Annotated in this window: 17 protein-coding genes; 9 read left to right on the top strand and 8 right to left on the bottom strand. The window is 63.1% G+C overall.

The features are described 5' to 3' along the window. Positions 1 to 59: 59 nt before the first annotated feature. The 3 genes from extJ to extH are packed head-to-tail and all read right to left on the bottom strand — an operon-like array spanning position 60 to position 2,976. The gene (gene extJ, locus KOM00_RS17015; RefSeq protein WP_216500112.1) at positions 60 to 380 is read right to left on the bottom strand and encodes a selenite/tellurite reduction operon protein ExtJ; all 321 of its coding nucleotides are present in this window, start codon (positions 378 to 380) and stop codon (positions 60 to 62) included. Between the two features lie 26 nt (positions 381 to 406). Beyond that, positions 407 to 1,606 carry a selenite/tellurite reduction operon porin ExtI gene (extI, locus tag KOM00_RS17020; protein ID WP_216500113.1) on the bottom strand — a complete coding sequence of 400 codons (1,200 nt, stop codon included), beginning with the start codon at positions 1,604 to 1,606 and terminating at the stop codon, positions 407 to 409. Positions 1,607 to 1,662: 56 nt separating this feature from the next. Then, positions 1,663 to 2,976: a selenite/tellurite reduction operon rhodanese-like protein ExtH gene (extH, locus tag KOM00_RS17025; protein ID WP_216500114.1), complete on the bottom strand. Its 1,314-nt coding sequence runs from the start codon at positions 2,974 to 2,976 to the stop codon at positions 1,663 to 1,665. A 513-nt stretch (positions 2,977 to 3,489) separates the two neighbouring features. On the opposite strand from extH, the gene KOM00_RS17030 reads away from it, so the two are divergent. Next, a complete protein-coding gene (locus KOM00_RS17030) occupies positions 3,490 to 4,413 on the top strand; it encodes a LysR family transcriptional regulator (RefSeq protein WP_216500115.1) in 924 nt (307 codons plus the stop codon). A 177-nt stretch (positions 4,414 to 4,590) separates the two neighbouring features. Further along, positions 4,591 to 8,307, top strand: coding sequence for a pyruvate:ferredoxin (flavodoxin) oxidoreductase (nifJ, locus tag KOM00_RS17035; RefSeq protein WP_216500116.1), 3,717 nt, complete (start codon positions 4,591 to 4,593; stop codon positions 8,305 to 8,307). 57 nt (positions 8,308 to 8,364) lie between these two features. Here the strand turns inward: nifJ and KOM00_RS17040 are convergent, their stop codons facing one another. The 5 genes from KOM00_RS17040 to KOM00_RS17060 form a co-directional block, all read right to left on the bottom strand. Continuing rightward, entirely contained in the window at positions 8,365 to 9,582 is a 1,218-nt protein-coding gene (locus KOM00_RS17040) for an MFS transporter (protein ID WP_216500117.1), read from the bottom strand. Positions 9,583 to 9,687: 105 nt separating this feature from the next. Beyond that, a complete protein-coding gene (locus KOM00_RS17045; protein ID WP_216500118.1) occupies positions 9,688 to 11,484 on the bottom strand; it encodes a flavocytochrome c in 1,797 nt (598 codons plus the stop codon). Between the two features lie 42 nt (positions 11,485 to 11,526). Then, a complete protein-coding gene (locus tag KOM00_RS17050; RefSeq protein WP_216500119.1) occupies positions 11,527 to 12,807 on the bottom strand; it encodes a porin in 1,281 nt (426 codons plus the stop codon). Between the two features lie 265 nt (positions 12,808 to 13,072). Beyond that, on the bottom strand, positions 13,073 to 14,479 hold the full coding sequence (locus KOM00_RS17055; RefSeq protein WP_216500120.1) for a sigma-54-dependent transcriptional regulator: 1,407 nt from the start codon (positions 14,477 to 14,479) through the stop codon (positions 13,073 to 13,075). Further along, entirely contained in the window at positions 14,469 to 16,190 is a 1,722-nt protein-coding gene (locus KOM00_RS17060; protein ID WP_216500121.1) for a transporter substrate-binding domain-containing protein, read from the bottom strand. Before KOM00_RS17060 ends, KOM00_RS17055 begins: the two co-directional genes overlap by 11 nt. A 259-nt stretch (positions 16,191 to 16,449) precedes the next feature. Here KOM00_RS17060 and KOM00_RS17065 point away from each other — a divergent pair, with 259 nt between their 5' ends. The 7 genes from KOM00_RS17065 (at position 16,450) to KOM00_RS17095 (ending at position 21,603) form a co-directional block, all read left to right on the top strand. Continuing rightward, complete coding sequence (locus KOM00_RS17065) at positions 16,450 to 16,842, top strand: NifB/NifX family molybdenum-iron cluster-binding protein (RefSeq protein WP_216500122.1); 393 nt, start codon at positions 16,450 to 16,452, stop codon at positions 16,840 to 16,842. A gap of 2 nt (positions 16,843 to 16,844) precedes the next feature. After that, positions 16,845 to 17,207, top strand: coding sequence for a DUF134 domain-containing protein (locus KOM00_RS17070; RefSeq protein WP_216500123.1), 363 nt, complete (start codon positions 16,845 to 16,847; stop codon positions 17,205 to 17,207). Continuing rightward, the gene (locus tag KOM00_RS17075) at positions 17,182 to 17,433 is read left to right on the top strand and encodes a GSU3529 family protein (RefSeq protein ID WP_216500124.1); all 252 of its coding nucleotides are present in this window, start codon (positions 17,182 to 17,184) and stop codon (positions 17,431 to 17,433) included. The genes KOM00_RS17070 and KOM00_RS17075 overlap by 26 nt, the downstream gene beginning before the upstream one ends. 108 nt (positions 17,434 to 17,541) lie before the next feature. Continuing rightward, entirely contained in the window at positions 17,542 to 17,808 is a 267-nt protein-coding gene (locus KOM00_RS17080) for a hypothetical protein (RefSeq protein ID WP_216500125.1), read from the top strand. Between the two features lie 58 nt (positions 17,809 to 17,866). After that, positions 17,867 to 19,339 (top strand): cytochrome c family protein, encoded by a 1,473-nt coding sequence (locus KOM00_RS17085; protein WP_328758708.1) that lies wholly within the window; start codon positions 17,867 to 17,869, stop codon positions 19,337 to 19,339. Between the two features lie 224 nt (positions 19,340 to 19,563). Then, positions 19,564 to 20,856, top strand: coding sequence for a double-cubane-cluster-containing anaerobic reductase (locus KOM00_RS17090; RefSeq protein WP_216500126.1), 1,293 nt, complete (start codon positions 19,564 to 19,566; stop codon positions 20,854 to 20,856). A gap of 3 nt (positions 20,857 to 20,859) precedes the next feature. Then, positions 20,860 to 21,603: an acyl-CoA dehydratase activase gene (locus KOM00_RS17095; protein ID WP_216500127.1), complete on the top strand. Its 744-nt coding sequence runs from the start codon at positions 20,860 to 20,862 to the stop codon at positions 21,601 to 21,603. The last annotated feature ends 50 nt before the right edge of the window (positions 21,604 to 21,653 follow it).

Here is a 21,653-nt window from a genome sequence, read left to right on the forward strand (position 1 = left end):
CTGTCGTTTCCGGTTAGCACATCAGGAGGGGCGCCCGCCGTGGCGGGCGCCCCTCCCTGTCAGCAGCCCTGCAGTTCGTCCCCCTCGCACTCCGAGAGGGAGATCGGGGAATCGACCTTTATCTTCTCCGCCTTGGCCTTGCCGAACTTCAGCGTCACCTCGTTCCCCTGCACGGCGAGCACCTTCGGGCTCCCCCCCAGAGAGTTGACCATGGCACCCTTTTTCACGAAGGCCGGAGCGGGGGCTTCCAGCGTCACCGTTACCTGCTCCCCTTCCACCTTGGTCACCTTCCCCTTGGCCGGGCCTGCCGCGAAGGCCGCCGTCGCAAGGGATATCGTCATTACGGCCGCGGCCGCCATTCGCATCGCTTTACGCAACATGTTCATCCTCCTTTGTTGTTTGCCCGCTAGAAGATCACCTGGAGCTGGGTCACGTAGGTCATGAAGTCCTCGGTCCTGTCGGCCTGGGTCCCGCTGCCGTTGCGGAAACCGGTCGAGTTGGCCTCGAAGGTGAGCTTCAGGTTCTGGTCACGCAGGTAGTAGTTCATGCCGCCGCCGGTCCAGAAAACGCGCTGGTCGTAGATGCCGTTGAGGTTGGCGAACTTCCAGTTCTCGTGCCGGACGAAGAGCTGCAGCGGGATGTTGGGGAGCAGGTAGCCCGCCTTGACGTAGTAGCCGTTCTTCTCCCCGTTGATCCCGGCCGCGTTGGCGTCGGGGTTGTCTCCCAGGTAGGCGTCGTCCAGATCGACCTTCTCGTAGGCCCCGGACGCGGTGAATGTCCCGAGCCCTTCCACGGGGTATTCAACGAAACCGTCGAAGGTCCATGCCTTGTAGTCCTTCTTCCCGGTCCTCGCGACGGTGTCGGCATAGGCGACGTCCGGCTCGAACTGGTAGGCCGCCCCGAAGGTGGCAACCTTCTTCTTGCCCAGGTAGGTGCCCTTGTAGCCGTAGTCGTTTTCCGGGTCGAGCAGCGTCACGTGGGCGCGTGCCGAGTAGCGGAAGTTGGAGGCAGGCGCGGTTTCGCCTGAGACAGCCTTGCGTCCCTCCATGGCGTCCACGCGGTACTGGAACATGTCGTTGAACAGGTTCCCCCAGATGGCGACCCCCGTGTCGCGGGTGGTCACGTAGGGCGCGCGGATGAAGAGCGAACGGTCCAGGGTGAGCGGCGCCTCGCACGCCTCCAGGTTCTCGCGGGAGAGGTTGTACTTGAACTTGCCGACGTTGATGCGGAAGGCGTTGTCGATCTTGAAGCGCACCACCGCGTCCAGGAGCTGGAAGTTGGAGCCCTGGTTCTCCCTGGCCACGTCGAGTGGGGTCAGGTTCTGGTCGTCGGTGTACTCGGTCTGCACGTAGAGCGACATCATGTCGCCGTACTTGCCCATCAAGGCGAGGCGGTTGCGGCGGAAGTTGAAGTTGGCCGTGGTGTCCTCATCGTTGTCTCCCGAGCCGATGTCGCGGAAGGTCATCTGGAACTGGCCCTTGTAGTCCAGCTGCAGCGCCCCCTCGTCGTTGGGGCCGAAGGTCATCTTGGGTCCTGCATATGCGGTTCCGCTGGCCAGCGCCAGCCCCAGAAGGGCGGCACAGACGGTCTTGTTGATATTGATCATGGTCGTCTACTCCCTATGTGGTCGATTGATGATCGGTAAGCTGCACCCGGCGCCCGTTAGCAGCCGCCTCCGCCGCCGGTGGTGCCGCTGCCGCTGCTGGTGCTGACCGGGCTATGGTAGGCGGCGTCGGTATCCTCGATCTGGTTGCCGGTCGCGTAGGTGGGCTCCGGGCTCAGCAGCCTGGTGCTGTAGGTGACGATGGCGCGTCCCGCATCGATGTTGTAGGTGCGCGAATCGGTCAGCCCGGTGGTATCCCAGATGGAACCCACGGCGAGCTTGCCCCCTGCGTTGGCCAGGGTGGTGCCGACCTTGTCCGAGCTGGCCATGAGCCCCCACTGTCCCCAGGAACCGTCGTACCATACCGCCTTCAGGGCTCCGGCGGTGGTCTCGTTGTAGTAGGCGTAGCCGTCGATGGCGAAGAAGAGGACGCTGGCGATGTTGCCGGCGCGGCAGATGGTGTAGATAGAGGTGCGTCCCGCCGGGATGGCCAGCGCCGTCTGCACCTCGGCGACGGACTTGAATTTGCCGGCGGTGTGCAGGAGGGTGTGCGCCTTGTTGCGGCCACCGTGCACGGCTCCTTCAAAGACCACGTACTTGGTCGGGGTCGAGGTGTCGATCAGGTCCGAGGTGGGGCCGGCCGGGACGTCGGTGCTCCTGCCGTCGATGAAATCGTTGGTTGCGGTTCCCGCGTTGACCGCGGCGATCATGTCGGCGAGGGAAGCCCTCAGGTCCGCCCTTACCCGGTTCACGCCGTTGGGGGTAACCGCGTAGCTCGACCTGGCGACGGTCGGCTTGTCGAAGACCAGCGGCATCCCCGCCGCCTTCCAGGCCTTGTTGCCGCCGTTGAGGACCTTGAGCCTCTCCTTGGGGAAGCCCCAGTAGCGGAACACGGTGTAGCCCCTGGTGAGGTTCCAGGGCGACCCGCTCTCAGCCTCGGAGGTGGTGAAGACGATGGTCGTGTTTGCGTCTATGCCGGCGCGCTGGATCAGGGTATCCATCGTGGTCCCGTCAGGAACCATGGAACCGGTGTACATAGGCCCTTCCACGCGGGTCTGGGCCAGTTCGGTGTTGAGACCGACGCTCTGGGAACCTGCGATGTGCCCGAGATCGTAGTTGGTGACGGTCCCGTCGACCTGGAGTATCACCACCCGGTCGTAGCCACCGGCCTTGTTCACCTTGCCCTCGGTGATCCACTGGCTCAGTTCCGCTGGCTCGATCAGTGCGGTTGCAGTTTTGGTCGTGGTAACACCCTTGGCAGGGCTGTCATAGCTGGTATCACCGCACCCCCAGATGCTGAGTACCGCTACGGCCAAAAGGCCGAGCAGCGAGAACAGCAATACCCTGCTCTTCTTCATCATCTTTTCCGACATACAACCTCCTTTGGATTGGCTAAAATATGGCTTCAACTACCTTGAACGTCCCCTCCTCCTTTCTGCTTGATTAATACAGTCAAAGATACCGCGTCCATAAGTTAAAATAATTTCGTTTTATGTCAAGAATGTTCACTTACTGGGTGAGGCGGCTAAATAACTTAAGCAAGAGAACTGAAATCTGACACGACGATGAGTCGTCCATAGCACGTATTGCCGCAACTGTGTTATTTGAAAGGAATTCTATATATGGCGCTGAAGGCAATCTGACTGAACAGCTCATTGTTGCCATTTCGCGTAATGGGGTAAACTACTCAAGTGAAAATTATTCATAGCATCATGCGCAAAAGGCATAGTAATTAATGATATTTAACACTTTTGTTTGACTCGGTCTGACTTCTTCCTCAAATCGGCTGTTGCAATCTATATAAGTTTTTTGCAATATGCACAAACGACATATTCTCACACAGCCTATGCGTGTTTGGCATAGCCGGCATCACTGGGGCGAAATACATGGATTTCACCAATCTGAAAACACTCGTTGTCTCGGTCGAGTGCGGCAGCTTTTCCAAGGCGGCCGAGATCCTCTGTGTGACACAGTCCGCCGTCTCCCGCAGGATCAAGATCCTCGAGGACCATTACGGACAGCTCCTTCTGGACCGCTCCGGCCTCGCGATGAAACCGACGGCCGCGGGACAACTGCTGGTCGAGAAGGCGCGCCAGGTACTGAAGATGGAGCAGGAATTCCTGTACGAACTGCAGCTTCTGGCGCGTAAACGCAAGATCTCCTTCTGCTGCACCGCCCCCTTCGGCATCTCCTTCCTGCCGGACATCTTCACGCGCTTCATGTCGCGCAACTCCCAGACCAGCGAACTGAGCTTCGTCTTCGACATGCCCGAAGGAGCCCTGAAGGGGGTGAGGGAAAAGCTGTACGACCTGGTTCTGATCGAATTCTGCGAGGATCTGAACCTCGAGGATTTCGCCGTCTATGCGCTCCCCGACGACGAGATGGTCTTCGTGAGCAGGCCCGCCTTCGGCATCGACGCCAAAGTGGTCGACGTGGAAACCATGCTCGGCCAGCGCCTGTACTGCAAGAAGTCCGGCTGCTGCGCCCGGCGCTTCCTGGAAAAAAGCATGCACGTCATCGGCCGCGACGCCGCCGAGTTCCGCAACACCGTCTACTTCGACGACATCCCGTTCATCATCAAGGCGGTCCAGGCCGGCGAGGGGATCACTTTCATCTCCCGCAGCGTGGTCGCCGCTCACCTGGCCGACGGTTCGCTGGTCAGCCACCAGGTCAGGGGGTTCGCCCCCTCCAGGCCGCGGCGCCTGGTCCTGGAGAAGAACCGCAACCTCGACCCGACCCTTTCCGACCTCATCGAGGAGATCTTCCACAGGTTCTCGCTCGCTCCCCCCCCGGAACTGGTGTCGCGCTGACATCCCGCCCGCTCCCCGCCCCTCCGGCGTCCCTCTCCCGGACGCGCCTTCCTTTCCTTGAAACAAATTAGTGGTAGCATATTAAACTTCATTATCTCCACCCACCCTGCGTCCCCATTATTGCGGGAAGGGGCACCGGGCGGGTGCAGCCATCTCTGGACAAGGGGGACTGTTCACATGAGCGGAACCAGGAAAACGATGGACGGCAATACGGCAGCGGCGCATGTCGCCTACGCCCTGAGCGAGACGGCGGCCATCTATCCGATCACCCCTTCCTCGACCATGGGGGAAGTGGCGGACGAGTGGGCGGCGGAGGGACGCAAGAACATCTTCGGCCAGACCCTGAACATCAAGGAACTGCAGTCCGAGGCGGGTGCGGCGGGCGCCGTGCACGGCTCGCTGGCGGCGGGTGCCCTCACCACCACCTTCACCGCCTCGCAGGGGCTGCTGCTGATGCTCCCCAACATGTACAAGATCGCGGGCGAGCAGCTCCCGGGGGTGTTCCACGTCTCGGCCCGCGCCATCGCCACCCACGCCCTCTCCATCTTCGGCGACCACCAGGACGTCATGGCCGCGCGCCCAACCGGCTTCGCCATGCTCTGCTCCTGCTCGGTCCAGGAGGTGATGGACCTCGCCCTGGTGGCGCACCTCGCCGCCCTGGAAGGGAGCCTCCCCTTCCTGCACTTCTTCGACGGCTTCCGGACCTCGCACGAGGTGCAGAAGATCGAGGTGATCGGTTACGAGGAGATGGCCCGACTGGTCAATTACGAGAAGCTGGCCGCGTTCCGCAGGAAGGCCATGAACCCGGAGCACCCGGAACTGCGGGGCACCGCCCAGAATCCCGACATCTATTTCCAGGGCCGTGAGCGCGCCAACCCCTTCTACCAGGCGCTGCCGCAGATCGTGACGGCCACCATGGAGCAGGTGGGGCAGCTCACCGGGCGGCAGTACCGGCTCTTCGACTACGTCGGTCACGCCGAGGCGGACCGGGTCATCGTCACCATGGGTTCCTCCTGCGAGACCGCGGAGGAGGTGGTGCAGTACCTGAACGGAAAAGGGGAGAAGGTGGGGCTGGTCAAGGTGCGGCTATTCCGCCCGTTCGCCTCGGACGCCCTTTTCTCCGCCATCCCCCCTTCAGCCCGGAAGATCACGGTGCTCGACCGCACCAAGGAGCCGGGTTCCCTGGGCGAGCCGCTCTACCAGGACGTCTGCACCGCCTTTCTCGAGCGGGGCGGCGAGATCCCGGAACTCTACGCCGGGCGCTACGGGCTTGGATCGAAGGAATTCCGGCCGGTGCACGTGAAGAGCATCTTCGAAAACATGAACGGCCGCCCCGGCAGGCGCCACTTCACCGTCGGCATCACCGACGACGTGAGCGACAGCTCGCTCCCCGCGGAGGGGACCCTCTCGACCACCCCGGAGGGGACCATCCAGTGCCGCTTCTGGGGGATGGGGGCCGACGGCACCGTCGGGGCCAACAAGGCGGCGATCAAGATCATCGGCGACAACACCGACCTCTACGTCCAGGCCTACTTCTCCTACGATTCCAAGAAGTCGGGGGGGATCACCGTCTCGCACCTGCGCTTCGGGGAGAGCCCGATCCAGTCCACCTACCTCGTGGACGCGGCCGATTTCATCTCCTGCCAGAAGGCCCCCTACGTGCAGATCTACGACCTGCTGGAGGGGATCAAGGAGGGTGGGACCTTCCTATTGAACTCCCCGTGGAACAGCGTGGAGGCGATGGAGGCCAACCTCCCGGCCACCATGCGCCGGGCCATCGCACGGAAGAAGGTCCGCCTCTACAACGTGGACGCCATCAGCATCGCTCAGTCCGCCGGGCTCGGCGGGCGCATCAACATGATCATGCAGACCGCCTTCTTCAAGCTGTCCGGGGTGCTCCCCTTCGAGCGCGCGGTTGAGCTTCTGAAGGACTCGATCCGCAAGGAGTACGGTCGCAAGGGGGACCAAGTGGTCGACATGAACCTCTCGGCGGTCGACCTCGCCGTGGAGAGCCTGGTCGAGATACCCTATCCCGACTCCTGGCGCGAGGCCGACGACCGGCACGGCACCGACTTCCGCCTCAACCAGCAGATGCCCGGCTACATGCGCGACATGGTGTTCCCGATCCTGCGCCAGAAGGGGGACGACCTCCCTGTTTCCTCCTTCACGCCCGACGGGGTCTTCCCCTTCTCCACCGCGCGCTACGAAAAGCGCGGCGTCGCCATCAACGTCCCCGAGTGGATCAAGGAAAACTGCATCCAGTGCAACCAGTGCGCCTACATCTGCCCGCACGCCACCATCCGCCCCTTCGTGGCCACCGACGGCGAGCTGGCCGGCGCACCGGGCAGCTACCAGACCATCCCGGTCAACGCGAGGGAACTGAAGGGGATGGGCTTCCGGATCCAGGTCTACCCGCTCGACTGCATGGGGTGCGGCAACTGCGCCGACATCTGCCCCGCCAAGGTTCCCGCGCTGGTCATGAAGCCGATCGACACCCAGGCCGCCGTGCAGGAGGAGAACCGCAAGTTCGCCGAGACCCTCTCCCCGAAAGGGCACCTGGTGAAGCGGACCACGGTGATCGGGAGCCAGTTCCAGCAGCCGCTTCTGGAGTTCTCCGGCGCCTGCTCCGGCTGCGGCGAGACCCCGTACGCCCGGATCATCACCCAGCTCTTCGGGGAACGGATGATGATCGCCAACGCCACCGGCTGCAGCTCGATCTGGGGCGCCTCGGCCCCGGTCTCCCCCTACTGCGCCAACGCCGAAGGGCACGGCCCGGCGTGGAACAACTCGCTCTTCGAAGACGCCGCCGAGTTCGGGTTCGGCTACCACATGGCCGTGTCGCAGCGCAGGAGCCTCCTGGCCGACCAGGTGCGCCGCGCCGTGCACCACCTGCCCGAAGGGGAGCTGAGGGAAGAGCTCGCCGCCTGGCTCGCGGGGATGATGGACCCGGAACTCTCACGGCGCCACGGCGACCGGCTGAAGGAGCTCCTCCCGAAAGCGGGGGACAACGAGGAGCTGCAGGGAATCGCGGCATCGGCGGACCTCTTCACCAAGAAGTCCATCTGGATCTACGGCGGCGACGGCTGGGCCTACGACATCGGCTTCGGCGGCCTGGACCACGTCATCTCCACCGGCGAGGACGTGAACCTCCTGGTGATGGACACCGAGCTCTACTCCAATACCGGCGGCCAGTGTTCCAAGGCGACCCAGTTGGGCGCCATCGCCCGTTTCGCCGCCGCCGGCAAGAGGACATCCAAGAAGGACCTCGGGCGCATGGCCATGACCTACGGCTACGTCTACGTCGCCTCGATCGCCATCGGCGCCGACAAGAACCAGACCCTGAGGGCGATCACGGAGGCCGAGGCGTACCCCGGCCCGTCGCTCATCATCGCGTATTCCACCTGCATCAACCAGGGACTCAGAAAGGGGATGGGGAAATCGATCGAGGAGAGCCAGCTCGCGGTGAAATGCGGCTACTGGCCGCTGTACCGCTACAACCCGCTTTTGAAGCTGGAAGGGAAGAACCCGTTCATCCTGGAATCCAAGAAGCCCGACGGGTCGCTTGCCGAGTTCCTCTCCGGCGAGGTGCGCTTCCAGGCCCTGGAAAAGCAGAACCCGGAGGTGGCCCAAATGCTGCGCAAGCAGATGGAAAAGGAGGCCATGGAGCGCTTCCGGATGTTCCGGGACATGGCTGACTGGCAGCCGAGCAAGGGGGACGTTCCCAAAGAGGGGGGAAGGGATCACGAACACGTCCCCGCGGCCGCGGGAGCCGCCGAGGAACCGACCCCGGTCTGCGTCAGCGCGACCAGCGACCCGCGCTACAGCCGCCCCGGCGAACCCGAGGAGGAGTGCGACGACGGCCGCGCCGGGATCGACAAGAACATCAAGGAATGACGTACAGGCGGGAAAGTGCGGGGGCGGTGCGAGGTGGCGGCAGTCACTTGCGGCACCTCAAGCCGCTCCCGCAGTGCCGGCGGCCGACCGATTCCCCGAGCGCACCCGCTCCCCCCTGGCGCTCCCCGCCGCGAAAAGCACCGCCGCCGCCAGGCCGATCCACCCCGCGCCTTGAAAGACGGCGGCAAGCCCGAAGCGGTGTTGCAGCCACCCCCCAAAGAGAGGACCCACCACGAACCCGAGGTTCAGCGACGTGTTGAAGATCCCCACCGCAACTCCCGTTCCGTGACGCTCCCCCTGCTCCAGCAAAAGCGCGGTGCTGGCAGGCTGGGACAGCACGCTGCACAGCCCGATCCCTCCCCCGAGCATGAGCACCTGGTGGAACCCCTGGGCCACCGGAACCAGGAAGTAGAGCAGCGATACCGAAACCCCTCCCAGGAGCACCAGGGACTTGCGCGGCAACCGGTCGGAAAGCCACCCCACCGGTCGCAGCAGGGACGTGATCACGAGGGTGCTGGAAGCAAGCACCATCCCGGTCTGGGTGCCGCTGAGCCCCAGCCGCGCGTCCAGGAGGATGGGGAGAAAGCCGGCCAGGAGGGAGATCCCGCATCCCCTGCCGAAGATGAAGGCCAGGAGTCCCCCCATGGTGCCGTGGCGCGCCGCCTCCAGTGCGGCAGGCAGCGCCAGGCCGGACTCCCGCCGGCCCGTGGGGATTGCCGAATGACCGTGTGTCGGTATCTGCCGCAGGGCGAGCGCCAGCGCGAACAGGCACAACGTGGCGAGGCAGGCGAAGATGCCGTAAAAGCCCCAGAGATCGTGCAGCACCCCACCCAGAAGAGGCCCCACCCCCACGGCGAGGTAGAAGGAGATGTCGAAGGTCCCGGCCGCGCGCCCCTCACCTTTCGGGCCGCCAACGACCGCAACCAGACAGAGCATGACAGGCCTGAACATGGCGCACGCCAGCCCCTGAAGCAGGCGCAACAGCGCGATGAGCGCGAGCTGAGAGCAAAAGAGATAGCCAAGGGACACGAGAAGGTAGAGCGTGAGGCTGAGCGTGGCGGCACGGCGGGCGCCGATGCGGTCGACGCAGGCCCCCATGACCGGGCTGAAAATGATCTTCGAGAGGGAGAAAAGCAGCAGCGGCAGCCCCAGCAGAAGACCGCGCCCCCCGAGGGAGAAAAGGTAGGTGGAAAAGAATGCGTCCGCGATGCCGAACCCGAGGCTGGTTGCGAAGTTGATCAGAAACAGCGACTTGAACAGTTTTTCATTCTTCATGTCGGTTCCCTGCGTCCGGTCACGCTCCGCCCCGGCTGGCGCTTCAACTGGAGCGCCCTGCGTACCAGGTGACGCAGGGCGCTTTGCGTTTGACAACGAGCTCGATTACTTCTCTTTCTTGATGAAACTGGCCGCGTTGCTGCCGGCGATCCTACCGAAGACCACGGTGTCGGTGATGGCGTTGCCTCCCAGGCGGTTCCAGCCGTGCACGCCGCCGGTCACCTCCCCCGCCGCGTAGAAACCGGCGATCGGTTTGCCGTCCTTGCCGATTACCTGTGCCTCGGTGTTGATCTTCACGCCGCCCATGGTGTGGTGGCGCCCCGGCTTGACCCAGATCGCGTAGTACTTCGGTCCGTCGACGGGGCGCGGGATGTCCTGGCGCTGGAATTCCGGATCCTTTTTCGCCTCGAAGGCCTTGTTGTAGGCCGCCACCGTGGCGGTAAGCGCATCCGCCGGCACACCCATCTTGGCGGCAAGCCCTGCGACGCTATCCGCCTCCTGCACCAGCCCGAGCGCGATATAGCCGTCTATCTGCACGTTGCTCTTGCGGATGCCCTCGCCCAGCACCAGGAAGGCCGACTTCTCAGGCTGCGCCAGGATGGCCGCGGAGGCCTTGTCGCGGGTGGTCAGCTCGTTGACGAAGCGCTTGCCGGCATGGTTCACCAGGATGGCACCGCTGCCGCGCACGGTTTCGGAAACCAGGACCTTGGTGTCGCCCCCCATGGTCGGGTGGATCTGTATCTGTTCCATGTCGATGAGCTTGGCGCCTATTTTCTCCGCGAGGAACATCCCCTCGCCGGTCGCCCCGGGCTGGTTGGAAGAGGCGGTCTCCTTGAACTGCGGCTTGTAGAAGCCGACCAGTTCGTTGTTGGCAGCGAAACCGCCCGCCGTGTCGATGACGGCTTTTGCGTTGATGGTGTAGACGCCGCTGTGCTTCCCCTTCACCTGCACGCCGGTGACGCGCCCCTTGCCGTCGGAGAGGATCTGCACCACCTCGGAGTTCACCCTGACGTCGATGTTGCGCTTGGCCGCGTTGTCACGGTAAACCTTGATCAGGTGCGGTCCCACCGCGGCCCCCCCCACCGGACGATGGGTGCGGTCCACCGCGACGCCGCCCGAGCGGACCAGGTCGGTCATGTCGGCACCGAGCGAAACCAGGAAGTCGACCGCGTCGGCGGACTTGTAGGCAAGAACCTTGACCAGCTCGGGGTCGTTCTTATCCCTCCCCCCCTTCATGGTTTCCTTCACCATTTCTGCCGGGTCGTCGTGCATCCCCAGCCGCTCCTGGTAGCGGGTCCTGGCGGCGTTGATGCCACCGGCCGCCAGCATGCTGTTGCCGCCGGTGATGGGCATCTTCTCCAGCAGTATCACCTTGGCCCCGGCATCGTGGGCGGTGATGGAGGCTACGTACCCGGAGCCGCCCGCACCGATCACGACCACGTCGGCGGACTCGACCCTGGTGGACTTCAACTCCTTCTTGCCGGGCGCCGATTCCTGCACCCATTTCTTGTCGCTCGACTCCTGCTCGGTCCCCATGGCGGGGATTTTCATGGCGAAGCTGTGGCAGTAGTTGCAGTACGCCTTCGAGGCGACGTGCCCCTTATGGCAGGCGGTACAGTTGGTGTCGCCCAGGTGCGACTTGTGCGGGTTTATGTGCTCCTTGGTCTTCGCGGCCAGTTCCTCGAAGCCGCCATGGCATCCCCTGCAGTTCTTGTTCAGCGCCGTCTCGCTGTCATCCACGGCAAGCGATTTGCCGTGGCAATCGGCGCAGGTCACATTGTTTTTCTTGTGCACCCCCGACAGGAACGAGCTCTTGGACGAGTCAGCCCCCCATGCGATGGATGCTGCGATCAGCAGGGCCGCCGTAAGCAGCAGTGCCGGTACCATAGTTTTGCGTGTCATTTTTTCTCTCCTGTAGTTACGTCGTCGTTTCCCGGTCAAGCGCTAGAAGAGCAGCTGCACCTGGGCGCGCGCCACGAGATCGTCAGCCTGGTTCTTGTAGGTGTGGCGGTTGCCGACGTCGCCCTGGATCTTCAGGTTGTTGCCGTAGAGGAAGTAGTTGACCGCCCCTTGAATCTCGGAGATGGAGTCGCTGGAAACCTGGCGGTTGGGATCCATCCAGGCGTAGCGGAGGGCAAGCTCCAGGCGCTGCGGGATCACGAAGTAGCCGGCCTGGACGTAACCGCCCCTGGCAATCAGCTCCTTGCCGGAGGTTTCACCGACCGCCTTGCCCCAGAAATACTCCCCCTGCATCGATGCGCCCAGCCATTTGCAGGCGAAGTCCGCTTCCCAGGAATCGACGTTGATGTCCTCGGCGGCCTTGGTACCGAAGTATTTCCCCTTCACCGCCGTGCCGAGCCAGCCGTTGGTGTCGGTTACGAAGTTGGAGTTGTTGTTGTCGATGGCGGAGGTCGCCGTGGTGCCGGTTCCCGAGACCGTCTTTTTCACGGTGTTGAGATAGTAGCTGCTTCCCAAGGAAACCAGGGGCTTCTTGGAATACTCCAGGTCGCCCTCGCCGTATTTCATGTCGCCGAGGGGGTTCACGGTCAACCTGAAGTTGTACGCGTTGTCGCTTGTTTTGTTCTTGGTGTTCTGGCCGGCACCCCCGAAGAGGCCCGCGTCGTACTTCACCACCCCCGTCCAGAGGTCCCCGTGCAGGTTGATGCCGGTGTCGTACCCCTGCATGAAGGCATTCCTTACGAAGGATCCGTCGACGAACTGCTGGGCGGTGTTGGAGGTGATCCACTGCCTGGAGTACTGGATCTTTTCCTGTCCGAGCATCACCTGCAGTTCATCGGCGACGCGATACTTCATGTTCACCTCTTCCATCGCCTTGCTGTTTTCCTTCACGACGTTGGACCAGTTGTAGGTGGCCTTGTAGGTGAGATCCTTGGTGAAGGCGTAGCCGCTCAAGAGGGTCTTGACGCGCCGCAGGTTGAACTGACTCACGTCCTGCTTGTTGCCCACCTCGTAATTGTCCAGCTCGTACTGGGCCTGGATCTGGCCGCCAAGCTGCAACTGGAACTTCTGGTCCGGCGAGGTGAGGACGAACCCCTTGCCCAGCTTGTAGTCGTAAGGCTTCTCCTTTGACGCTTCCTTGTACTCCGCCTCGGTGATGACACCTTTCTCCTTGAGAATGTCCTCCAGGCTTTTAGCCTGGGCATCGCTGCCTGCCGCCAGTACCGCCAGTACACCCGCCATCGCCAACGTCGCCTGTTTGTTCATGATCCTCTCCTTCTAAATGTGAGGGCGTTCGCCCTGTGACAGCCTTTGCCTCATTAGAGCAGGATCGGTACCAAACGGGACCATTCGCGACAAATTGCCGTGATCTTTACATTAATTGGCGAAACGGGAAGGTACGGGGGATGCGAACCCCTATAGCCGTCGGCTATGGGTCTTACCCGGGGGGGAGGTGGAAAAGTGGCTTGAGTGCGGTGGGTTACAACTGCTATTGCCGGAGTCTATGACTATAGACTCCGGCAATAGGGGTTCAGCGGCGGGCGAGCTTGAGGCGCTTCCAGAGGGAAGGTTGGGAGATGCCGAGCAGCCGGGCGGCGAGGGTCTGGTTGCCGCCGGCACGGGTCATCGCCTCCTCCAGCAGGTATCCGGCCGCGTTGGCAAAGGTCGGCAGCGGCTCGAACGCGGCGAACGGATTCTGGTCCGGGATGCGCTCCGCCACGACCCCGCCGGTGGCGTTGATCGACTTCACGAAGCACTCCATGGAAAGCATGCGCTCCTTGTGGGTGCTTACCGCGTCGAAGACCATCGCCTTGAACTCGCGGACATTGCCCGGGAACGCATAGGTGGACAGAAGCTGCACGAGCCCAGGCGGCGGAGTCGGCTTCTTCTTGCCAAGCGTCCTCGCCGCCTCCTCCAGGAACAGGTCCAGGAGGTAGGGAATATCCCCCTTGCGCTCGCGCAGCGGCGGGACCTCGACGTGGTGGGTGCGCAGCCGGTAGAACAGGTCGCGCCTGAAGGTCCCTTCAGCGACCTTCGCCTCCAGGTTCTGGTGGGTCGCCACCACGACGCGCGCCTTCAGCCGCTTGGGCTGGTCGCTCCCCAGGGGGAAATACTCACCTTCCTGGAGCAGCCGCAAAAGTTTCACTTGGGACGCGATGCTCAGGTCTCCGATCTCGTCGAGGAAGAGGGTGCCGTTGGCGGCCGCCTCGATCATCCCGCGGCGCACCCCTTCGGCACCGGTGAAGGCGCCGCGCAGGTGCCCGAACAGGGTGTCCGCGAAGACCGTGTCGTCGAGACCGGCCACGTTGACCGCCACCATCTCCCCCTTGCAGCCGCTGAGCCGATGCGTGGCCTGCGCCAGCAGTTCCTTGCCGGTGCCGCTCTCGCCGGTGATCAGCAGGGGGAGCGGGCTTTTGGCCACCGCCTCGATGTAGGCGAACATGGCCTGCATGGCGCGGTCGGCGGTGCAGATGGCGGAAAACGCCTCCGGGTGCTTGAGCTCACAGGAGACGAAACGCCGCGTCATCTCCTTGTTTTCCCGCTGCAGCTCGAGGTGCTTGATGGCGCGCACCACGCCGCAGACGATGCGCTCCTCGTCATCGGTCTTCACGTAGTAGTCGTAGGCGCCAAGCTTCATGCAGGTCACCACCTTCCCCACCTGGTTCAGGCCGCTGACCACTATGACTGCCACCGCCGGGTAACGCTCCCCGATCTGGGTCAGCAGCTCTTCCCCGGAAACGTGCGGCATGGTGAGGTCGAGCAAGACCAGGCCGAAGTCGGCCTGCGCCATCAGCTCCAGGACCTGGCGGCTGTCGCTGCACGATTCCACGTTGGTGATCCCGGCGCTGCTTTCCAGTGCCAGCGAGAGCGAGCGCAGCCAGGCCGGCTCGTCATCCACCAGCAACACCCGGAATGCCGGGTAGAGCTCACTGTCCATTTTTACTCCCTGCCACGGCAGCCGGAAGAGAAAGGGTGACCGTGGTCCCCTCCCCGGGGCTCGACTCGAAGCCGAGGTCGCCGCCGTGGTCCTTGATGATGTTGGCCGAAATGGAGAGCCCGAGGCCGGTCCCTCCGCTCTCGCGCTTGGTGGTGAAGAATGGATCGGTCAGGTGCTGCAGGTGCTCAGGAGCGATACCGGTTCCCTGGTCACGCACCTTGAGCACCACCCTCCCCGGCCCGGCGTCGTGGCTTGTGGCGACCTCGATGCCGCGGCTTGGGTCCGGCAACGCCTGCCCGGCGTTCATGATCAGGTTCACCACCACCTGCTCCAGCCGTTGCGCGTTGCCATGGACCGGCGGCAGGCCGGCCCCGTAGCTCACGCTGAAATTGCTGGTGTATTTCCGGGTTGCCACATCCACCAGGCGCACCGCGGTCCGCACCACCTCGTTGAAGTCGAGCGGTTCCTTGCGCGCCTCGTCGTCCTTTCTGGCGAAGTTCTTCAGATCGTCCACGGTCTTCTTGATGCGGTGCGCCCCGTCCTGTATCTCGTCCAGGATGAGCGGCACCTCCTGCCGAACCCGTTGGTACCTGATCCCTCCCAGAGAGAAGTCCCCCTCTTCCTCCTGATAACGGTCCAGGATCCGCTCCGCGTCCCGGAAAATCTTCTTCAGGGTCGGCATGTTCATCAGGATGATCCCGGTGGGGTTGTTGATCTCGTGGGCGACCCCGGAAACCAGGATCCCGAGGGCCGCCATTTTGTCCGCCTGCACCAGTTGCTGCTGGTTTCTCTGCAACTCGGCCAGGGCATTAGAGAGCGACTCCGTGCGCTGCGCCACCTGCCTGCGCAGGGAGTATGACCAAAGCACCGTCGCCGCCAGTATCAAAGAGAGGGGTATCACCACCAGCGCCGCGTACTTGGCGATGAGGAGCCAGGAGGTCTTCTGCGGCTCCAGAACGCCGATCCACTTGTTGTAGATCTCGTCGAACTGGCCGGTCTTCTTCAGGATGCTCAGCCCTTCGTTGAACTGGGCCAGCAGTTCCGCATTCCCCTTCTTAACCGCGTAGCAGTAGTAACGCTGGGGCGCCACGTTGCTCGCCACCGGCACGACGTCGGTGAGCTTTTCCTCGCGGATGATGTACATGCCCGGCAGCAGCGCGAGCACCGCGTAGTCGCAGTCCCCCCGGGCAAGCTGTTCCAGGGTTTCGCGCGGGCTGTCGGTCAGCACCAGGTCGCGCTCCCACCCCATCTCTTTCAGGTAGTTGTGCATCCCTCCGCCGCGGTGCACCAGCACCTTCTTCCCCTTGAGCTCATCCAGACTCTTGACCTTCGGAGTCCCCTTCCTGGCGAAGATGGCTTGCACGATGATGGAATGCGGCGTGGAAAAATCGAATTCCCGGGCGCGTGTTTCCGAGAAGGAGAGCCCCTCCAGTACGTCCACCTCGCCACTGTCCAGCTGCTTCAGAATGGCTCCGAAATCCCCCAGCCGGATCTCGACCTGCATCCCCATGACACTGGCGATGGCCTTGGTGAGATCGACGATATAGCCTGCGGGCTGGCCGTACTTGTCCAGGAACTGGTAGGGGGGATAGTTGCTGTTGCCCCCCACGACGATGAGCCTGGAGGCAGAGGCGGGAGCGGTCGACTGCGCCGCGAAGCCCGATGCGGGCAAGATGAGGGTCAGCAGTAAGAGGATGATTCTGGTCAGCATGGCAAGCAGGGCTCCTGCGCATAACCGCTAGGTGCATGGCCAAGGAGAAAGATGACTCGCAGTGGGAGTTCGCGGCACTTATACCACCTGTGTGCAGCCGGGGTCAAAGCAAATCTAATATTCGTCGCCCATCTTGCCGGGGGGTATTTCCACACTGGCAGTGCGAGAAAATGGCATCTTTCCTTTAAAACATATTGACATATATCTTTTTGAATGTTAGTGATTCTTTGTGCATATACACAATACTCGGAGGTTGTTCATGAAGATTTGCTTTCCGGTCGAAACGAACCAGGGTCTGAGCAGCCCAGTCTACGGCCATTTCGGTTCGGCTCCCGGGTTTCTACTGGTAGACAGCGCCACCGGCGAATGCGTGGCCATCGGCAACGGCGACCGCGTGCATCAGCACGGCGCCTGCAACCCTGTCGCCGGGCTCGGGGGGTACGTGGTTGACGCCGTTGTGGTCGGCGGCATCGGCGGCGGGGCCCTCCACAAGCTCAACGCCGCCGGCATGCGGGTCTATCGCGCCGGAGCCGGCACGGTAGCCGACAACCTCGCACTTTTCCAGGCGAACCGGCTCCAGGAATACATGCCCGGCCACACCTGCGGCGGCCATGGCGGCGGCCATGACCACGGCCACGGCTGCGCTCACTGACCGTGTCGCGTCCGCGCAAACCGAGAACCTGCATCTGTCCACACCGCGCCGGTTTCGCCGCGGTCTTCAAGCCGGCGGGTACTCCGCTCATGGAACTTGACCTGGTGCGGCTCGCGCATGACGAGCTGGATGCGCTGCACCTGTGCGACGGGGAAGGAAAGACGCAGGAAGAGGCGGGGGTCTGCCTGGGGGTGTCGCGGGGAACCGTGCAACGCCTGCTGGCCGCCGCACGAAGCAAGGTAGCCCAGGCCCTGGTGCAGCAGAAGGCGCTGGCCATTTCCGGGGCGCCCGGAGCGGTGACGTCTTTCCCTTGCGGCAACGACACGGAAAGGAGTGCCGATGGAATTGCTGCGGGAAATCGCTGAAACCGCGCGACGCCAGCACGAGGAGGCGGGACTTCCCTCCTGGCTGGTCGCCCAGATCGACGAACTTGCCTCCGCGCCCTGCGCTGTCAAGGACCCCGCGGACCTCGCGCTGCTCCTGAGGCAGCTGGAGGAGTTCGACAGTTATGCCGGGGCCGGCTGCTTTGGCGATTCCGTCAGTGCCGCCACGATTCAAGCGACGCTGCACCGGTTGCGAGGCGCTTCCTGAGCCCCTGCACACCCGCCAGCGCTTTCGGTCGGCTGCGCACTGGCTTTCTTACGGCAGGATCACCACCTGCCCCTGCACTGCAACTTTGTGATTGATTCGAGGTGTCTCATGGCGTGCGAACTCGTCGAATGCTGCCAGTTCTTCAAGGACAACATGAAGGACCTGCCTAAGGCGGCACAGTACATTCAAAGCAAACTCTGCTTCGGTGACTACCAAAGCTGCAACCGGTACCAGATCTACCGGCAGACCGGCGAGCACCTTCCCTTCGAGCTTTTTCCCGACGACCAGGAAGCGATCAAGAAGGTGAAGCAGTGCATGCGCAAGAAGCAGTGCCAGAACGGTCCGCCGACGGGGCAGGGACCGGACACGGAATAATCGAACGGCCTCCGGCCCCTGCCGGTGCCTATCATGCCTGACGCAAAAGGAGGACCTCGTGCTGCAGAGAAGGGTTGCGCTCGTTCTTGCCACCGCAGTCGCCTTTGCCACCTTGGCGGGCACCACGCACGCCGCGTCCCCGGTCTTCGACGTGAACCGGGACTTCTACCCCTACTACCCCTCCCTCATCAAGTGGGACAAGTCCACCCTCGACTTCACCCCCCCCAGCGTCTGCCAGGGTTGCCACGAGAAACAATACGAGGAGTGGACCGGGTCGGTGCACCAGCTCGCGTTCCAGGACCCGGTCTACCAGGGCGAGCTGAACAAGGCGGTGAAAGCGGTCGGCCACGAGATCTCGCGCCAGTGCGAGGGATGCCATTCCCCCGCCGGCGTGGTCACCGGTGAAATCAAGGGGCCGGGCAACGCGGGGCTGAGCGAGATGGCGCTGGCCGGGGTTTCCTGCGACATCTGCCATTCCGTGAGCGGCACCACGCACTGGCAGACCCCCTCCCACGAGCCAGAGAACGGCTCCTTCATCCTGGCGCCCGGTGCCGAAACCAAGGACGGTCCGCGGTTCGTCAAGCGCGGGCCCTTCACGCCCAGTGCCGAGTGCGGGGGCGGCTTCCACGACTGCGTCGAGAGCCCCTTGCACCTGCAGGCCGATCTCTGCGCCTCCTGCCACCAGGTGTATCACTACGACGCCCACTTCCCGCTGGAGGCCACCTACCTCGAGTGGAAGCACGGCCCGTACGCCCAGCGCGGCATCCTCTGCCAGGACTGCCACATGGTGGAGCCCCAGGCATTCTTGAAGGCGGCGGACCAGTTCGCCAAGCCGCAGCGCGGCGAGTACCGTCACTTCTTCAACGGCGCCAACTACCTCCTTAGCTACCTTGCCGCCGGCGCCGCCAGGAAGGCCGGCAACCAGGAGCAGGCCGAGTCGTCGATGAAGCAGTACGCCATGGCCGTGGACCGGCTCAAGTCGGCCGCGTCGGTCGAGATCATCCCGAACTACCACAAAGGGGAACTGACCGAACTGCAGGTACGTGTCAAGAACCTCCGCGCCGGACACAACCTCCCCACCTCGCTCACCAACGTGCGGCAGATGTGGCTGGAGATCGTCGCGAAGGACGAGGCCGGGAGGACCATCCTCAATAGCGGCCAGGCCGGTCTGGACGGCTCACTCCCGGCGAACGCGAGGCTCTTCAATTCCGACGGCATCGGTGAGGACTTCCACTTCGCCGTCGACCCCTGGGTGGTGACCTCCTTCTCGCGCCACGACACCATCCCTCCCAGAGGGTACAAGGATGTGCATTACGGCGTCCCCCCGCTGAAGGGGGTGAAGAAGCTAAACGTCGAGGTGAAGCTGCGTTACCGCCAGGCCGACCAGAAGTTGGCAGAGGCGCTGCTCAAGGCGGTCCCCAAGGACATCGACCTGAAAAAAACCTATGGACTTACCGCGGTACCGCCGTTGCCCGTAGTCGACATGGCCGTGCAGAAGGTGGCCGTTACCCCGCGCCAGCCCGGCCGCTGATTCGCGCCGTCACCTGCCTCTCCAGAAAAGCCTCCGCATCCCGGGGGCTTTTTTTGTGCCTGCGGGTGCACGCCCCCTTGATCCGCCAGCCGGTTCTCTAACACCCGAAGGTATCGCTTTTTACCATAACACCAACCGTTTGTATCGAAACAATCCGTTTGACTTATTTCCACCGCGAACATATAAAAATCCTCATTCTTTTATCTTTCGTGGAGAGACCTGTTATGAACGACGCTTTTCAGGTGCATTCGGACCCGGAACTCTGGGAAGAGCTTGGCATGGACGTCGCCCGCTTCTCGGGCATGCCCGCGATGCTGACCGGCGCCTACAAGAACATCTTCCTGTCGCAGCACAACCGCCCTGAAAAGATGTCGTATTTCGACGACATGGTCGCCAACATCCACACCGGGCGCATCAGGGAGATCCACGATGCCAAAAAGGGGGGGAAGCCGGTCATCGGCACCTTCTGCGTCTACGTCCCCGAGGAGTTGGTGGTCGCCGCCGGCGGGATCTGCATCGGGCTTTGCGGCGGCGCCCAGGGCTCCATCGCGGACGCGGAGAAGATCCTGCCGCGCAACATCTGCCCCATGGTCAAATCCGCTTTCGGCTTCAAGGTCGGGAAGATCTGCCCCTATTTCCAGGTGGTCGACCTGGTTTACGGCGAGACCACCTGCGACGCCAAGAAAAAGACCTGGGAGCTTTTGGACCGTTACGTCCCGACCCACGTCATGGAGATCCCGCAGATGAAACGGGAGCGGGACAAACGGCTCTGGCTGGACGAGGTGAAGGATTTCAAGGCCGCCGTGGAACGGATCACCGACACCGTGACCGATTTCGATGCTGTGGCCGCAGGGATCAGGACCATCAACGCGAAACGCTTCGCCCTGCAGAGACTGAACTCCTTGCGCCACCATAACCCCTCCCCCATCAGCGGTAAGGACATGCTGCTTATCGAGCAGATCGCTTTCTACGACGAGCCGGTCCGCTTCGCGCAGAAGGTGCACGAGCTGTGCGACGAACTGGAGCAGCGCATAGGCCTCGGCGTCGCCGTGGCGCCGACGCCGACACCGCGCATCATGGTCTCGGGCACCCCGATGGCGCTCCCCAACTGGAAGCTGCACCACATCATCGAGAGCGCCGGCGCCATCGTCGTGAACGAGGAGAGCTGCATCGGCACCCGCTACTACAAGGACCTGATCGACGAGGGGTCGAAGGACCTGGAGCAGCAGCTGGAGCGGCTTACCGAGCGCTACATGAAGATCGACTGCTCCTGTTTCACCCCCAACGACGACCGCATCGCCCAGGTGTTCAAGGAGTACGAGGCCTCCGGGGCGGAGGGGATCATCGATTACTGCCTCCAGTTCTGCCACACCTACAACATCGAGGCGGTGAAGCTCAGGGAGGCCTGCGAGGCCCGCGGCATCCCGTTCATGTCCATAGAAACCGACTATTCCCCGGACGATGCGGGGCAGCTCCAGACGCGCGTCGAGGCGTTCCTCGAGCAGATCAGGGGGTAGCCCGTGCAAGTGGGGATCGGTCTCGGCTCGCGCACCATCAAGACCGTCACCTTGAAGGGGGGAGCCGTGCTGCAGCGCCGCGTCGTGGAAAGCGGCTTTGAGCCGCACCGCCAGGCCCTTAAGATGCTTGGCGAACACCCGCAGGCGCGGGTGGTGGCGACCGGCTACGGGCGGCACCTGATGCAGCAGCACGCCGACCTCGACATCATCACCGAGATCAAGGCCCATGCCCTCGGGGCGAGGCACCTCTTCCCGCACTGCCGTACCGTTCTCGACGTGGGGGGCCAGGACAGCAAGGTGATCCAGCTGAGCGAGGATGGACGCATCGTCAACTTCCAGATGAATGACAAGTGCGCTGCGGGGACCGGGCGCTTTCTCGAGATGATGGCGGTGTCCCTGGGCTACGGCCTGACGGATTTCGGCAGCGCCGCAGCAGAGGCCGACGCCGGCACCCCCATCAACAGCATGTGCGCCGTTTTCGCCGAATCTGAAGTCATTTCCCTGAAGAACAGGGGCATCCCCCCTGCCGAGATCGCCCGCTCGGTGCACCTTGCCGTCGCCTCGCGGCTGGCGGCGATGGTCTCGAAGACCGGCGAGTGCCGCCATCTCGTTTTTACCGGCGGTGTCGCCAACAACACGACCCTGGTGGCGATGCTGGAGAATGCGCTGGGAGTGCCGGTGCTGGTTCCGGAGGATCCTTCCATAACCGGAGCGCTGGGTGCAGCCCTGCACGCGGGCTGCTCCTGATACGTGAAACAGAGGATGTACGGGCTGCAATAGTCCGACAGAAAAAGGAT

The sequence above is a fragment of the Geomonas diazotrophica genome (assembly GCF_018919385.1).
Lineage (GTDB): Bacteria > Desulfobacterota > Desulfuromonadia > Geobacterales > Geobacteraceae > Geomonas > Geomonas diazotrophica.

Bases quoted from the DNA above. Each gene is read 5' to 3' on its own strand.
- KOM00_RS17055 (WP_216500120.1), bottom strand. From the start codon at position 14,479: ATGGACAGTGAGCTCTACCCGGCATTCCGGGTGTTGCTGGTGGATGAC.
- KOM00_RS17050 (WP_216500119.1), bottom strand. From the start codon at position 12,807: ATGAACAAACAGGCGACGTTGGCGATGGCGGGTGTACTGGCGGTACTG.
- KOM00_RS17080 (WP_216500125.1), top strand. From the start codon at position 17,542: ATGGCGTGCGAACTCGTCGAATGCTGCCAGTTCTTCAAGGACAACATG.
- KOM00_RS17075 (WP_216500124.1), top strand. From the start codon at position 17,182: ATGGAATTGCTGCGGGAAATCGCTGAAACCGCGCGACGCCAGCACGAG.
- KOM00_RS17065 (WP_216500122.1), top strand. From the start codon at position 16,450: ATGAAGATTTGCTTTCCGGTCGAAACGAACCAGGGTCTGAGCAGCCCA.
- KOM00_RS17060 (WP_216500121.1), bottom strand. From the start codon at position 16,190: ATGCTGACCAGAATCATCCTCTTACTGCTGACCCTCATCTTGCCCGCA.
- KOM00_RS17030 (WP_216500115.1), top strand. From the start codon at position 3,490: ATGGATTTCACCAATCTGAAAACACTCGTTGTCTCGGTCGAGTGCGGC.
- extJ (WP_216500112.1), bottom strand. From the start codon at position 380: ATGTTGCGTAAAGCGATGCGAATGGCGGCCGCGGCCGTAATGACGATA.
- extH (WP_216500114.1), bottom strand. From the start codon at position 2,976: ATGTCGGAAAAGATGATGAAGAAGAGCAGGGTATTGCTGTTCTCGCTG.
- KOM00_RS17090 (WP_216500126.1), top strand. From the start codon at position 19,564: ATGAACGACGCTTTTCAGGTGCATTCGGACCCGGAACTCTGGGAAGAG.
- KOM00_RS17040 (WP_216500117.1), bottom strand. From the start codon at position 9,582: ATGAAGAATGAAAAACTGTTCAAGTCGCTGTTTCTGATCAACTTCGCA.
- extI (WP_216500113.1), bottom strand. From the start codon at position 1,606: ATGATCAATATCAACAAGACCGTCTGTGCCGCCCTTCTGGGGCTGGCG.
- nifJ (WP_216500116.1), top strand. From the start codon at position 4,591: ATGAGCGGAACCAGGAAAACGATGGACGGCAATACGGCAGCGGCGCAT.
- KOM00_RS17045 (WP_216500118.1), bottom strand. From the start codon at position 11,484: ATGACACGCAAAACTATGGTACCGGCACTGCTGCTTACGGCGGCCCTG.